Origin of the sequence: Clostridium sp. DMHC 10 (assembly GCF_001270375.1) — a bacterium.
GTDB lineage: Bacteria > Bacillota > Clostridia > Clostridiales > Clostridiaceae > Clostridium_S > Clostridium_S guangxiense.
Window position 1 is genome coordinate 2,863,364 of the sequence record NZ_LGVB01000015.1, and the last position, 14,662, is coordinate 2,878,025.

At 31.7% G+C, this 14,662-nt stretch carries 15 protein-coding genes; 13 read left to right on the plus strand and 2 right to left on the minus strand.

The features are described 5' to 3' along the window. Window positions 1–6: 6 nt before the first annotated feature. The gene (locus AGR56_RS15785) at window positions 7–777 is read left to right on the plus strand and encodes a methyltransferase domain-containing protein (protein ID WP_053243018.1); all 771 of its coding nucleotides are present in this window, start codon (window positions 7–9) and stop codon (window positions 775–777) included. A 508-nt stretch (window positions 778–1,285) separates the two neighbouring features. On the opposite strand, the gene AGR56_RS15790 is transcribed toward AGR56_RS15785, so the two are convergent. Further along, the gene (locus AGR56_RS15790; protein ID WP_053243019.1) at window positions 1,286–1,891 is read right to left on the minus strand and encodes a sugar O-acetyltransferase; all 606 of its coding nucleotides are present in this window, start codon (window positions 1,889–1,891) and stop codon (window positions 1,286–1,288) included. A gap of 232 nt (window positions 1,892–2,123) precedes the next feature. Here AGR56_RS15790 and AGR56_RS15795 point away from each other — a divergent pair, with 232 nt between their 5' ends. Further along, entirely contained in the window at window positions 2,124–3,455 is a 1,332-nt protein-coding gene (locus AGR56_RS15795; protein ID WP_053243020.1) for a PLP-dependent aminotransferase family protein, read from the plus strand. On the opposite strand, the gene AGR56_RS15800 is transcribed toward AGR56_RS15795, so the two are convergent. Continuing rightward, window positions 3,433–4,332 (minus strand): hypothetical protein, encoded by a 900-nt coding sequence (locus AGR56_RS15800; protein ID WP_053243021.1) that lies wholly within the window; start codon window positions 4,330–4,332, stop codon window positions 3,433–3,435. The two genes, AGR56_RS15795 and AGR56_RS15800, sit on opposite strands and share 23 nt — an antisense overlap. Window positions 4,333–4,913: 581 nt before the next feature. Here AGR56_RS15800 and AGR56_RS15805 point away from each other — a divergent pair. Genes AGR56_RS15805 through AGR56_RS15850 form a run of 11 tightly spaced genes read left to right on the plus strand, consistent with a single transcriptional unit; the run spans window position 4,914 to window position 14,656 of the window. Beyond that, a complete protein-coding gene (locus AGR56_RS15805) occupies window positions 4,914–5,981 on the plus strand; it encodes an ROK family protein (protein WP_053243022.1) in 1,068 nt (355 codons plus the stop codon). 3 nt (window positions 5,982–5,984) lie between these two features. Next, the gene (gene thiS, locus AGR56_RS15810) at window positions 5,985–6,200 is read left to right on the plus strand and encodes a sulfur carrier protein ThiS (protein WP_053243023.1); all 216 of its coding nucleotides are present in this window, start codon (window positions 5,985–5,987) and stop codon (window positions 6,198–6,200) included. Further along, window positions 6,190–7,020: a molybdopterin-synthase adenylyltransferase MoeB gene (gene moeB, locus AGR56_RS15815; RefSeq protein WP_053243024.1), complete on the plus strand. Its 831-nt coding sequence runs from the start codon at window positions 6,190–6,192 to the stop codon at window positions 7,018–7,020. Before thiS ends, moeB begins: the two co-directional genes overlap by 11 nt. 4 nt (window positions 7,021–7,024) lie before the next feature. Next, complete coding sequence (locus tag AGR56_RS15820) at window positions 7,025–7,435, plus strand: M67 family metallopeptidase (protein WP_053243025.1); 411 nt, start codon at window positions 7,025–7,027, stop codon at window positions 7,433–7,435. Between the two features lie 14 nt (window positions 7,436–7,449). Next, window positions 7,450–8,247: a nitrite/sulfite reductase gene (locus tag AGR56_RS22200; protein WP_242851493.1), complete on the plus strand. Its 798-nt coding sequence runs from the start codon at window positions 7,450–7,452 to the stop codon at window positions 8,245–8,247. After that, window positions 8,219–9,766, plus strand: coding sequence for a sulfurtransferase TusA family protein (locus AGR56_RS15825; protein WP_242851494.1), 1,548 nt, complete (start codon window positions 8,219–8,221; stop codon window positions 9,764–9,766). Before AGR56_RS22200 ends, AGR56_RS15825 begins: the two co-directional genes overlap by 29 nt. Before the next feature lie 18 nt (window positions 9,767–9,784). Continuing rightward, the gene (locus tag AGR56_RS15830; protein WP_053243026.1) at window positions 9,785–11,014 is read left to right on the plus strand and encodes an O-acetylhomoserine aminocarboxypropyltransferase/cysteine synthase family protein; all 1,230 of its coding nucleotides are present in this window, start codon (window positions 9,785–9,787) and stop codon (window positions 11,012–11,014) included. Between the two features lies 1 nt (window position 11,015). Next, complete coding sequence (cysC, locus tag AGR56_RS15835; RefSeq protein ID WP_084757184.1) at window positions 11,016–11,618, plus strand: adenylyl-sulfate kinase; 603 nt, start codon at window positions 11,016–11,018, stop codon at window positions 11,616–11,618. 10 nt (window positions 11,619–11,628) lie between these two features. Next, the gene (locus AGR56_RS15840) at window positions 11,629–13,314 is read left to right on the plus strand and encodes an adenylyl-sulfate reductase subunit alpha (protein ID WP_053243027.1); all 1,686 of its coding nucleotides are present in this window, start codon (window positions 11,629–11,631) and stop codon (window positions 13,312–13,314) included. Further along, complete coding sequence (locus AGR56_RS15845) at window positions 13,298–13,612, plus strand: ferredoxin family protein (protein ID WP_053243028.1); 315 nt, start codon at window positions 13,298–13,300, stop codon at window positions 13,610–13,612. Before AGR56_RS15840 ends, AGR56_RS15845 begins: the two co-directional genes overlap by 17 nt. A gap of 12 nt (window positions 13,613–13,624) precedes the next feature. Beyond that, window positions 13,625–14,656, plus strand: coding sequence for an aliphatic sulfonate ABC transporter substrate-binding protein (locus tag AGR56_RS15850; RefSeq protein WP_053243029.1), 1,032 nt, complete (start codon window positions 13,625–13,627; stop codon window positions 14,654–14,656). Window positions 14,657–14,662: the final 6 nt, after the last annotated feature.

The window sequence follows — 14,662 nt, forward strand, 5'->3', positions numbered from 1 at the left end:
TATATTATGGTTAAATGGAATTCAAATCAATATTTGAAGTTTAAAAATGAGAGAACGCAGCCAGCAATTGATTTGGTAAATAGGATAAGGTTGGCTGATCCTAAAAAAATTCTTGATATGGGCTGTGGTTCGGGAAACAGTACACAAGTTTTAAAAGAAAGATTTCCTCACGCACGTATTCTTGGAGTCGATAATTCAAAGGAAATGATTGAAACTGCAAAAAAGGAATTGCCTGATTTGGATTTTGATATATGTGATGCCAGCAAAGATTTAGCTAAATTAAGTAGCGACTTTGATATTGTTTTTTCAAATGCATGTATTCAATGGATACCGAATAACGTAAAACTTGTAAAGGAAATGTTTGCACTTTTAAGAAAAGGCGGCGAATTAGCAGTGCAGGTGCCCATGAATTACGATGAGCCAATACATAAAATTATCAGGGAAGTTTCAGAAAATGCAAAGTGGAAGCCATATTTTGATAATCCAAGAGTTTTTTATACCTTGAGCCAAAGTGAGTATTTTGACTTATTGTCTGAAATCACTTCTGATTTTTGTATATGGGAAACAGTATATTGCCATAGGTTAAAATCACATGAGGCTATTATGGAATGGTACAGGGGAACAGGTCTTAGGCCATATTTAAATGTATTAAGTGAAGAAAAGAAAGAGGAATTTGAAAAAGATATTTTTGATAGACTAGTACAGGAATATAAGGCTGACAAAAATGGAGAAATCATCTTTAGATTTCCAAGATTCTTTTTTACTGCTAGAAAGTAAAGTTGTGAAATAATGTTGATTTGGAATATTAAATAAAGCTAATAAATCTAAGATGATAAATTCTAAAATTCTAAGAACTTTCAATAACTCGCCTTTGGCTCAAACAGATTGAAAGTTCTAAGACTTTTACAATTTATCACCTAAGATTTATAAAACTTTATTTAAACCATCCCCAATCAACATTATTTCACTTAGCCCGAAAGGCAAGGAATATTTTTCTCCGTTTCCCTACGAAAAATACACTGTGAACGAGATTTAGTAATAAAAATATCTAAGTATTTTACAATTTTTGAAGATGCCTTAATCGTTCCTTCAGCATTGTTCCTTCACATCAAGGGGAGTGCAAGGAAAAATTCCTCCGTTCCTACGGAATTTTATGTGAGAATCTTTGTAGAAATGATAAGATATAACAGTGCACAATTCACAGTGAAGGTTGATTTACATTTTGTTTCACTCAGGTAAATCTTATAATTTAAAATTTTAAAGTTCCAAGGGGCTATATAAATGGCTATAGTAAGTGCAATTTTGAGTCTTTTTCTGTGATCATTCTTATCGGCTTACAAGGGTTTCCATATGCAATGTAATTATCTGGTATATCTTTTGTAACGACACTTCCAGCGCCAATAACGGCATTGTTTCCAATATGCACGCCGCCGCAAACTACAACATTGCAGGCAATCCAAACATTATTTCCAATGTGTATTTCATCTGCGTATTCGGATACAGATACATGTCCATCTTTGTATTTCATTGAAGTTCTTTCCTCTGGTATAAGCGGGTGTGAGCTTGCCATAAGAGAAACATTTGGTCCAAGCATTACATTATCACCTATGTAAATTCTACCATCATCTAAAATTGTCATATTAAAATTAGCAAAGAAGTTTTCACCGATAAAGGTATGGCAGCCGTAATTAAACTGTACGGGACCTTGAAAATAGTATTTTTCTCCGATTTTTCCGATGAATTTTCTTATGATTGGCAATCGATTTTCATCATATTCATCAAGTGAATTGAATTTTTGACAGAGTACGTGGGCTTTATGCTTAATATCACGAAGTTCTTTTGTGCGGGCATCAAATAATCTTCCAGCAAATATTTTTTCTTCTTCCGTCATAAGATTTACCTCCTAAAAATATGTTATGCTTAAAGTATAAGCTAGCCTTAATATAAAAAACAATTATAAAAATTTGTATGTGGACTGGTACAGAAACATGGCAGTGGACAGTTGACAAGGGACAGAGGATAGTTAAGTGGTTATAGTTATGGAGTTTAACAATTACTAGTTAACTATAGACATTTAACTGACAATTATCTTCTATCCACTGTTTACTAAAAGGGGTGAGAGTTTGAATAAGTATGAGAGAATTATGAAGTATATAAAAAGAAAAATAGTGATTTGTGATATTAAGGCTGGTGAAAAGCTGCCATCTATAAGGAACGTTTCGGAAAAATTTAAGTGCAGCAAGGCAACGGTTGTTAAGGCATATGAAGTTATGGAAAATCAAAATATAATTTATTCTGTACCAAAAAGTGGTTATTATGTTATTGAAAATAGCTCTAAAAGCAGCACACTAGAAAATAATGAAAAAATAGATTTTGAGGCGGCAGCGCAAGATAAGTCAGCTTTACCATATAAAGAATTTCAGCATTGTGCAGATATAGCAATGGATTTATATAAAAATAGTCTTTTTAACGCATCCTATGCACAGGGCCATCCAAATTTAATTGAAGTTGTAAGGAAACAGCTTGAAAATTATCAGGTGTTTGCAAATAAAGAAAGTGTATTTATAACATCGGGGTCGCAGCAAGCTATAAATATTTTGACTATAATGGACTTTGGAAATAATAAAAAAAATGTACTTGTTGAAGAACCTACTTACTATGGGGTGTTGAAATCTTTAGAGCTTAATCATATAAAAACTATAGGTATAAAAAGAGGCGCTAATGGAATAGACTTTGATGAGTTTGAGAAAATCCTAAAATCACAAAGTATAAAGTTTTTTTACACTATACCTAGATTTCATAATCCTACAGGTTTTTCCTATGATATCGAGGACAAAAAAATAATATTAAAGCTTTGTAAAAAATATGATGTATACATAGTTGAAGATGACTATTTGGTTGATTTAGAGATTGATAAAAAAGCTGATCCAATATATGCGCTAGATATGGATTCAAGGGTTATATATTTAAAAACATATTCTAAAGTGCTTTTTCCGGGTCTTAGGGTTTCAACTGCCGTTATTCCAAGTAAATTATCTAAGATTTTTAAGGAATATAAAAAATGGAATGATTTAAATACATCAATATTATCTCAAGGAACTTTAGAAGTTTATATCAAAAGTGGAATGTTTGATGAAAATATTAAAAAGCTTAGAAGAATATACGGTGAAAGAATGAATTATCTTAAAGAATTGACACAAAATTTATGTAGTGCAAATATAAAATGGTACATACCTAAGTCTGGTTTTTTTGCAAGTTTTGAGATGAAAAAAACAGTGGATGTAAATAGAATTATTGAAAAGTTAAAGAGCAAAAATATAATAATTATAGATACAGCTAAATTTTATTTGAATAATAATGATGATAGATTTATAAGAATAAGTGTAAGCAGAACCAATTTACACAAAATAAAAAAAGGTATTTATGAAATAGTTAAAGTTGTAGAAGAGGGCTAATATCCTCTTCTATTTTGATATATTGTCCAAAATGGACATGAAAAATGGGATACCCGATTAAGTGCAGGCATTTGTATACATCTATTGTTACGGGCTGCCAATTGCCACTACTGTCCTTAATAAATTGACCAACCTGAACATCTGTACCATTGGTTAGCTGAAAAAATTCAATTTTGTATTCTTTATTATCAGTACCTGTAAAATAAACATTTTTAACGTATCCCTTTTGCTCAATTGGATGCATTTTTTTTATAAGATTACACCAATCACCATAAGTTACACCTACATAGCTTTCAGCATCGTGTGACCAACCATGATATGCAGCACATAAAAAATCTTCTCCACGTATATCTATATCAGAAATTTTATATTTTCCATTTTCGTTTTTTAAATACATAAATCCATAGTAATACGCAAAACTTGTGTTGCCGTTTGTAGATGGTTCTATTGTTTCTATTTCAAAAAAGTATTTGTAGGTGTCTTTAGGGGTACTTGGATCAGTTACATTATTTAGCTTTACTAAATTTATATGACCGATATCATTGAAGGCTTTTAGATATTCAGAATATGGTAAAGTGTTTTGATATTCTTTTGTGAAAAAATTATAGGAAATTGGATATGGGGTTTTACCATCGCCAATACTTCCGCAGCCACCTTTTGATATGCTTTCTGCTTCACGAAGTATGCTGAAGTAATTTAAAATTGAATTTTCAGGAGAAGTAAATAGATAGTCAGGCAAAATTATCTTTGTGTAATCTGGATTTGAATATTTATCATAAAAAGAGTAGTCAAAGTTTCTAATGTTTAATGCAGGAAGTTTAGAAGGTCTAAAATATCTTTCATTTATTTTTGCAGTATCATAATTTGAAGTATCCAATTTAAATACACTCCATTAATAATGTTAGACTTATAATATTATATTCATTTTATAATATAGGGTGATAAAGAATACAAGGTGGATTTTTTCTCTGTTTCCCTACGAAAAATGCACTGTAACATGATTAAACAAATAATTTAATAGTCATGTCCATAATATAGTACAAAAATTTAATTGGTTGCAAAGATTCACGCCTAAAATTCCGTAGGTACAGAGGAATTTTTTCCTTGTGTAACGAAGGAAACCACTTGCTAAGCAAGTGGAAGAAAAAAGGCTTATGCCGTTGAGCAGAAAAAAACTCCTATGTTAAAATAGATGCAGGTCTAATGGAATTATACTGAAATAGTAGACAAGCGAAAAATAAAACTTAAGTAAAATATTGTAATATTGACTGACTAGAAAGACTAGAGGTCAAACTTTATTATAACTTGATTTATAAAATGAGCAATTTTTTAAGAGGAATTGTGTCCTCTTAAAAAGTTATTATTATTTTGTAAATTAAATATATAATAGTTTGACCTTTTTTATTTTTTTAGAGTCTTTTATCTAAGACGGTTAAAAGTTGAAGTGGAAGGATAATTATGAAGTGCAGCTATGATATATTTAAAAATTTAAGTGATGGAAGTAAGATCATATTTAATTTGCTTCAAAAAAATAGGGCTATGACTAAAAGTGAAATTTTAGAAAAAACTCAAATGAAGCTAACAACTTTAAACAGATTTATGAAGCCTCTTGAGGAAAATAAAACAATTGTTGAGTACTGCATAGGAGAATCAACTGGCGGCAGGAAACCTGTAATATATAACATTAATTTGTGTAATTTTTATGCTATAGGGATTAATGTACAAGAAAGTTATGTAGAAGTGGCATTTACAAATTTAAGAGTTGAACTGTTACATAAAGAAAAATTTCAAATTGATAAAAGCTGCAGTTTAGATAAAATTTCTAAAAAAATATTAGAGGTAATAAACAAGGTAATTTTAGAACTTAGGTTAGATTTTTTAACGTTATTTGGAATTGGATTATCTGTTGAAAACAATAAAGCAGAAATAAAAGATGTGCTTGAAAACACATTGCGATGTCCTGTAGTTACTGAAAATGCAGTAAAAGCGGCAGCTCAAGTAGAATACTTTTATGGTTTCAAAAGTTCACTTAAAAATATTGGATATTTTGATTTGGATTCAAGGATTAAGGCAGCAATAATATTTAATGGCAAAATTTTAAACACAGCGGAGGATGAAGAAGATCCATTTGCTCACATGATTGTCAAAATTGGTAAAGAAGAATGTGCATGTGGAAGCTTTGATTACATTGGAAACTATGTTTCAAAAGCAAGTATAGGGGAAGCTATAGAAAATAACGATGATTTATCAAAAGAGGTAATAAAAAAAGCAGCAGTTATTATTGCAATTGGAATATTAAATTACATAAGAATTTTTAATTTAAAAGCTGTAGTGTTAAGTGGTGAGGAGATGTTAGCTTCCGAATTTTTTTATAATACATGTGTTGAAACGGTATTGAAAAATTCGTTAGATAAGGAAATTATTTTTAAAAGAGGAGGATACTTTGGACAGGATGCAAAAGCCTTGGGAGCAGCAGCAATGGTGGTTGAAAGGTATCTTGAAAATTATAATGTGGAGGAAAAATAAAAGATGATATTAGAAATTAATGGTTCAAAAAAAGAGGTAAAAGACAATTTAACAGTAAGTGAAATTTTAGTAGAAGAAAATGTTGAAATGCCAGACATGGTAACTGTTCAACTCAATGGAGAATTTTTGGACAGGGAGGAGTTCTCAAAAACAACGCTTAAAGAAAATGATCAAGTAGATTTTCTATATTTCATGGGAGGTGGAAGCTTTGGATTTTAATGAAGAGCAGATAGAAAGATACTCTAGACATATTATTCTGGAGGAAGTCGGAGTAGAAGGACAAGAAAAATTGTTAAAATCTAAAGTACTTGTCATAGGAACAGGAGGACTTGGAGCCCCAGCAGCTATGTATCTTGCTGCAGCAGGTATTGGGACGATCGGGCTTGTAGATGGTGATGTTGTAGATCTTTCAAACCTTCAAAGGCAAATCATACATCAAACCAAAGATGTAGGAAAGCCAAAGGTTCAATCCGGAAAAGAAACCATTAACGAAATGAATCCTGATGTAAATGTAATAACTTATAATGAACTGGTTACTTCAGAAAATATATTAGATATTATAGAGGATCAAGATTATGATTTTATAATTGATGGAACAGATAATTTTGCAGCTAAATTTTTAATTAATGATGCTTGTGTTTTGGCTAAAAAGCCATTTTCTCATGCTGGAATTATAAGATTTCAAGGACAGCTCACCACATATATACCTGATAATGGGACACCTTGCTATAGATGTATATTTCAATCTCCTCCACCTGCAGGAGTGGTTCCAACTTGTAGAGAAGCTGGTGTAATAGGAGTTATGGGTGGAATAATAGGTACGCTTCAAGCGCTTGAAGCAATAAAATATATACTTGGAGTTGGTGAAACTCTTGCAGGGTATCTTTTAACCTTTGATGCAAAGAAGATGGAATTTAGAAAAATAAAGGTAGGAAAAAATAAAAAGTGTGGTGTTTGTGGAGAAAAGCCGACTATAAAGACACTTATAGATTATGAAAATCCTTCATGTGATTTAAAATCAGGAAAATTAAAAGGGTGATGAAATGATTTATTTGAAAAGATTAGAATATGACTTGATTTTGAAGCAGGCAAAAGAAGAATATGATAATGAATGCTGTGGTTTTCTTGCTGGCGTTAAAAAGGGTGAGGATATATACATAAATAAGATGTACTCGCTTACCAATATTGATAACAGCAGTGAACATTTTTCAATGGATCCAAAAGAACAGTTTGAAAAGATAAGGCTTATAAGAAAAGAGAAGATGGAGCTTTTAGGAAATTATCATTCGCATCCACATTCTCCATCAAGACCTTCGGAGGAGGATAAACGCCTTGCTTTTGATCCAAGGGTAATTTATTCGATTTTGTCGCTTCAGGATATTGAAAAGCCAGTTTTTAATATGTTTAAAATAAATAAGAATGACGTTGAAAAGCTCGATTATGAGATTATTTAAAAGAGGTGAAAGGTATGATTGATATATCTAAAGAAAACTTTAAGGAAGTAGAGGACTTTAAGGAAAAAGCGCAGCAGTATTTAAATAGCAAAATTGATCCTCTTAGATTCAAGGCTTTTAGAGTTTCTATGGGGGTGTACGAGCAAAGAGAAAAGGAAACTTACATGGTAAGGACTAGGATTCCAGGTGGATTTATAACATTAGATCAATTTAGAATCATAAGTAAACTTGGTGAGAAGTATTCACATGGTAAAATTCACCTCACGTCAAGAGAAGATGCGCAGTTTCATAAAGTTGAACTTAAAGATGTATATACAATAATGAAAGAACTTATAGAGAACGGAATACTAACTAAGGGGACAGGTGGAAATACAGTAAGAAACATTGAATGTTCTCCACTCTCAGGAGTTTCCTATGATGATGTTTTTGATGTTGAACCTTATAAAAATAAAGTTACAAATTACCTAATAAAAGATCCAAGCACTATGAATCTTCCAAGAAAATATAAGATTGCTTTTTCAAATAGCAAAGAGGATACTGCTAATGCCTCAATTTCGGATTTAGGATTTATAGCTGAAATAAAGGACGGAAAAAAAGGGTTTAAGATTTTTGCAGCAGGAGGACTTGGAGGAAAACCAAGGGCAGCTATAAAAATTGAAGATTTTATAGCTGCTAAGGATGTTTTATACTATGTAGTTGGCCTTAAGAGATTGTTCGAAAGAGAAGGAGACAGAACAAATAAAAGCAAAGCAAGAATAAGATTTATTTCGTACAGATTTGGAGATGAAAAAGTTCAAGGAACTTCTTCATGATGAAGTTGTTAAATTAAAAAAAGAAGAAAATTTAGATTTAATAATTGATGAGAGCGGAAAAGAAAAAGTAAATTATGAAAAACTCGAATATATAGAAAATTTAGATGAAAAATATGAGAATGTGCTGTTCAAACAAAAACAAAGTGGATATTATTCAGCTTACGTTCACCCCGAATGCGGAAATTTGAAAACAGATGATTTAAATAAAGTTTTAGATTTTATAAGTAAACTTGATTATAGGACATCTATAAGATTAACTAATACTCAAGGATTTTTTATAAGAGATTTAAAGGGAAATGACGCTGTTAAACTTGCAGAGATAATAGAAGCTTTTTCATCAAATATAAATTTATTTAATTCCTCAACCTGTGCAGGAGCTTCAACTTGTCAGCTTGGACTTTGCTTGTCGCAGAATTTACTTGTAGCAATAAAAGAAAGCTTTAAGACTGCTGATGCAAAAGTTAAAAAGGCACTTCCTAAAATATATATATCTGGATGTTTAAATTCATGTGCTCAGCATGAAAAAGGAGCAATAGGTTTAAATGGAAGAGCTAGCAGAACAGATGATGGCTTGGTTCCTATGTACACAGTTTCCTTTGGAGGCTATTTAGGTTTTAATGGAGCAAAACTGGCAGAAGCTTTTGGTGACGTTCCAGCTAGAAAAATTCCAAAGTATCTTTTAAAGCTTGCAGAATTTAAAGTTAAAACTGGGTATGAAGATTTTTATGAATTTTTAAATGATAAAAAAGACGAGATAAAAAGTCTTACAAAAGAGTTTGGAAATATAGAAAGTTATTCTGAAAATCCAGACTTGTATTATGACTTTAAAGCAAACAAAAAATTCTCGCTTGAAGGTAGAGGAAAAGGTGAATGCAGTACAGGTGTGCTTGATGTAATAAAAATGGATATATCAAATGCGGAAGCTTATATTGCGGAATATGGTAGTTCAAAGGAAAATTTAAAGTTGTATGAAGCAGCACTTTCAGCTTGTAGAGCACTTTTAATATTAAAGGGAATTGATACAACAAAGGAAAGAGAAATATTCAGTGAGTTTATAGATAACTTTGTAAATGAAGGATATTTAAATAAAAACACAAAAGGTTTAATAGACAGTCTTATAGATTTTAAAATGGGAGATATAGGTGACTTAAGTGACAAGGTTTCTGAAGTAAGATATGTGGTTAAAAGGGTTAAAGATATGTTTGAGTCTTTAGATGGAAAACTTGATATAACCCTCCCTAAAGAAAATGAAGATCAAGTAAAGGAAGAAACTTTAGAAAAGAATGAAGGAAATGAATATAAAATTGTTGATTTCAGAGGAGTAAAATGTCCTATAAATTTTGTTAAGGTAAAGATAGAACTTTCAAAGGTCAAATCGGGAAACAGGCTTGGAGTTTATTTAGATGATGGAGATCCTATAACTAATGTTCCTAGAAGTGTAGAAAAAGAAGGAAATAAAATAATATCTATTGATACGAATTATGATGGATACAACCTTCTTGTAATTGAAAAAAAGTAAAAACAAGGAGGAAAAGCTGTGAAATTTTCAACAAAACTCATTCATGGTAACTATAATTTGGAGAATAGCGGCGCTACAAACGCAGCTATATATATGTCAAATGCCTACGCTCATACATCTCCATATGAATTAGAAAATATATTTCAGGGAAAGGCCATGGGATATGCTTATACAAGAATATCAAATCCAACAGTAATGACTTTAGAAAGAAGACTCGCAAGCTTGGAAGGTGGAGTTTGTGCTACAGCAGCAGCATCTGGAATGAGCGCCATATACATGGCAGTTACTAATGTTGTTTGTGCTGGAGATGAAATAATAGCTGCTTCCGGCCTTTATGGTGGAACATATACTTTACTTTATGATTTAAAGGATATAGGCGTTAAAGTTAAATTTTTAGATACGCTTGATAGAGAAAGTCTTTTAACTGCAATAACCGATAAGACAAAGCTTGTATATGCAGAATCCATAGGAAATCCAAAACTTGATGTTCTTGACATTGAGGAGGTTGGAGAGGTTTGCAAAGACAATAATATAATTTTTATGGTGGATTCTACAATTTCAACTCCATATCTTCTAAATCCAATTAAATATGGAGCAGACATAGTAATTCATTCCACATCAAAATATATTAATGGGACATCAAATGCAATAGGTGGAATTATAGTTGATGGAGGCAGCAAAAAGTATAGGAATAAAAAATATAAGAATTTTCACGAATTTGTAAATAAGTACGGAAGCTTTGCTTTTACTTCAAAACTTAAAAATTCAATAGGCAGAGATATTGGAGCATCAATGTCACCTTTTAATGCATTTTTAACTTTAACAGGAATAGAAACTCTTTCACTTAGAATGCAGCAGCATTGTAAAAATTCAGCTAAAGTAGCAAAGTTTCTTGAAAAAAATGAAAAGGTGAAATCAGTAAATTATCCTAATCTTGAGAGTTCAAAATATTATGACCTTGCTCAAAAGTATTATAAAGAAGGAGCATCAGGTATATTGACCTTCAGGCTTGGAAGTAAGGAAAAGGCATTTAAATTCATTGAAAATTTAAAACTAATATTAAATTTAACCAATATAGGAGATGCAAAAACTATAATAATCCATCCATCCTCCACTATTTGTGCACATAATACTGAAAAGGAAAAAGAAGAAATGGCGGTTTACGATGATCTTTTAAGACTTTCTGTAGGCATTGAAGATGTAGAAGATATAGTGATGGATATAGAAAATGCACTTAAAGCAATTTGAGGTGAAGAATATGAAAAGTACAAATATTCGCTGGCAACAAACCAAAATAAAAAGAGAAGACAGAGAAAAGCTACTTAAGCAAAAAGGAATAGCTTTATGGTTTACCGGACTTTCAGGTTCCGGTAAATCAACAATAGCCTCTAGGCTTGAGAGCGAACTTCACAAAAATGGATATCTTACTTACCTTTTAGATGGAGACAACTTAAGATATGGTTTAAACTCGGATCTTGGGTTTACAAGTGAAGATAGAACAGAAAATATAAGAAGAGTTTCTGAGGTTACAAAGTTATTTGTAGACTCCGGAATAATAACAATAACAACTTTTATATCGCCTTTTAAAAAAGATAGAACAAATGCAAGAGAATTGCTTGGAAAAGATTTTATAGAGATTTATGTAAAATGTCCAATAGAAGAGTGTGAAAAAAGAGATCCAAAGGGAATATATAAAAAGGCAAGAGAAGGAAAAATAAAGGATTTTACAGGGATAGATTCAAAGTATGAGGCTCCAGAAAATCCGGAAATAGTAATTGAAACCTATAAGAACACAGAAGAAGGATGCGTAAAAAAAATAGTGGATTATTTGAAGGAAAATAAAATAATATAGGAGATCAAAAATGAAATTATCGTGTGAAGTTTTAAAAACAGATATTCTCATAATAGGAGGTGGAGCGGCAGGATGTTTTGCAGCACTAAGTGCTTCTCAAAAACCTAGTATTCAGATAATAATTGTAGATAAAACTAATATAAAAAGAAGCGGATGTCTTGCTGCTGGAGTAAATGCATTAAATGCTTATATCTCAGAAGATGAAACGCTAGATTCTTTTGTAGACTATGTAAAAAATGAATTTAATGATGTGGTGAGGGAGGATTTGGTTTATACCATTGCAAAGAGGCTTAATGAGGTAACGAATAAAATAGAAAAAATGGGACTCACTATTTTAAAGGATGAGAGTGGAAATTACGTTTCAAGAGGAAAGAGAAGCATAAAAATAAATGGTGAAAATATAAAACCTATTTTGGCTAAAGCTGTTTATGATAGAGAAAATATAAGAGTTTTAAATGAAGTAAATATAGTTGATTATATCATTAAAGCTGGAGAAGTAATAGGAGCTTTTGGATTTTCCATAAGTGAAGAAAAAGTGTATGTAATTTACTCCAAGGCAGCAATATGTACAACAGGAGGTGCTGCAGGCATATATAAGCCCAATAATCCTGGATTTTCAAGACACAAAATGTGGTATTCACCTTTCAATACAGGAGCAGGCTATGCAATGGGAATAAGGGCAGGAGCAGAAATGACCACTTTTGAAATGAGATTTATTGCACTTAGATGTAAAGATACAATTGCACCAACAGGAACTATAGCTCAAGGTGTTAAAACACCACAGATTAATGGAAATTTGGAGGAATACGTAAAAAGGTATGGGAAGCCAACTACTATTAACAGACTTTACAGCACAGTTATGGAAAATGTAAATGGAAAGGGTCCTTGCTATTTAAAGACACAGGGTATCACAGAAAGCCAAGTTCAGGATTTATTTAAAGCTTATCTCAATATGGCACCTTCTCAAGCTTTAAGTTGGTTTGATAGAAAAATAGATCCCTCAAAAGAAAATATTGAAGTAGAAGGAACAGAACCTTATATAGTAGGTGGACATGGAGCTAGCGGATATTGGATTGACACAAATAGAAAAACAAGTATGAATGGTCTTTATGCAGCTGGGGATGTTGCTGGAGGAAGTCCTAAAAAGTATGTAACAGGATGTTTTGCAGAGGGAGAAATAGCTGCATTAAGTGCACTTAAGGATATAGAAAATAAAAAATTGAGAATCATGTCGCAGAATGAAATAAATAAAAAAATAGAACACTTAGAAAAGTTTTTTACTAATGAAAGTCAATTTAAAGTAGAAGAACTTGAAGAAGCAATGCAAAAGGTTATGGATGAGTATTGTGGTGGTATATCAGAAAACTATGGGTATACATATAAAAAACTTGTTATAGGTGAAAAAAGAATTGATGAACTTTTACAGCTTTCAAAAGACTTAAGAGCAGATGATTTACATGAACTTTTATTTATATATGAACTTATTGATAGGCTGTATGTTGCAAAGATAGTCATAGCACATTTAAAGGCAAGAAAAGAAACAAGGTGGAAATGCTATGAGCAAAATAGAGATTATCCAGAAAAAGATGATACTAATTGGCGTAAGTACGTAAATTCTATTTATAAAGATGGAAGAGTGAATATAGTATTTAGGGACCTTGTTGAAAGGAAGGAAGTTTATGAGCATAAAAATTGATGTAAATAAGTGCGTCTCCTGTGGAAAATGTATAGAAGTATGCCCTGGAAGTTTACTCCTTAAAAACGAAAATGGAAAAGCCTTTATAAGATATCCTAAAAATTGTTGGGGATGCACCGCTTGCCTTAAGGAATGTAAGTTAGGAGCCATAAAATATTATCTTGGAGCAGATATTGGGGGGAATGGTTCTACTATGTATGTTACTCAAAATGGTGAAAGTTTAGAGTGGCGCCTGGAAAGCAAAGATGGCAGGAAAGTTGTAATAACAACAAATAGTAAAGAAGCAAATAAATATTAAGGGGGCATTATTATGAAAAGAAATAAAAGCATTTTAAGCTTTATTTTGAGCTTTATAATGTTAGGAGCATTAAGTGGATGTGGTGTTAAAGGCAATAAAGAACTTTCAGAAGTTAAAATTGCATACTTCCCCAATATAACACACTCTCAGGCATTGCTTGAAAAGGAAGATGGCTCGCTTCAAAAAGCTTTAGGAAATAAAATCAAGGTAAACTGGCAAAAGTTTAATGCAGGTTCATCAGAAGTGGAGGCTTTTTTAGCAGGAGAAGTAGATATCGGATATATAGGACCTGGACCAGCAATAAATGGTTATACAAAATCAAAGGGTGAAATGCAGGTGATTGCGGGAGGTGCAGATGCGGCAGCTATACTTGTAAGTAGAAAAGATTCAAACATAAAAAGTGTAAAAGATTTAAGTGGAAAAAAAGTGGCTATACCTCAATTTGGAAATACTCAAGATTTAAGTTTAAGAATACTCTTAGATCAAAATGGATTAAAAGATAAAACAAAAGGTGGAACTGTAGAAATTGTTCAAGCTGAGAATCCAGACATAAAAACACTTTTAGATAAGGGATCAATTGATGCAGCGCTAGTTCCAGAACCTTGGGGTTCAAGACTTGTTAAAGAAGTAGGAGCAAAGGTTGTACTAGATTATGATAAAGTTTGGAAAAATGGAAAATATCCAACGGCCGTTGTAGTGGCGAGAAAAGATTTCATAAAAAACCATAGTGACATAGTAGAAAAGTTCTTAAAAATCCATATTCAAAAAACAAAGAGCATTAATGAGAATACTGCTAAAACCGAAGATGCAATAAATAAAGAGTTGAAAGAGATAACTGGTAAAACTTTAGATAAAGATATTTTAGATTCCTCATTTAAGAGAATAAAAGTTACTAATAATCCTGAAAAAGAGGCAATTAGTGATATGGCGAATTGGTCCTTGAAGGAAGGTTTTATAAAAAAGAAAGCAGATCTTAAAGATATGTTTGACTTCAATATTTTAAATAAGATTTTAAAAAGTCAAGGGGAAAGTGAAATCAATTAAGGGAGG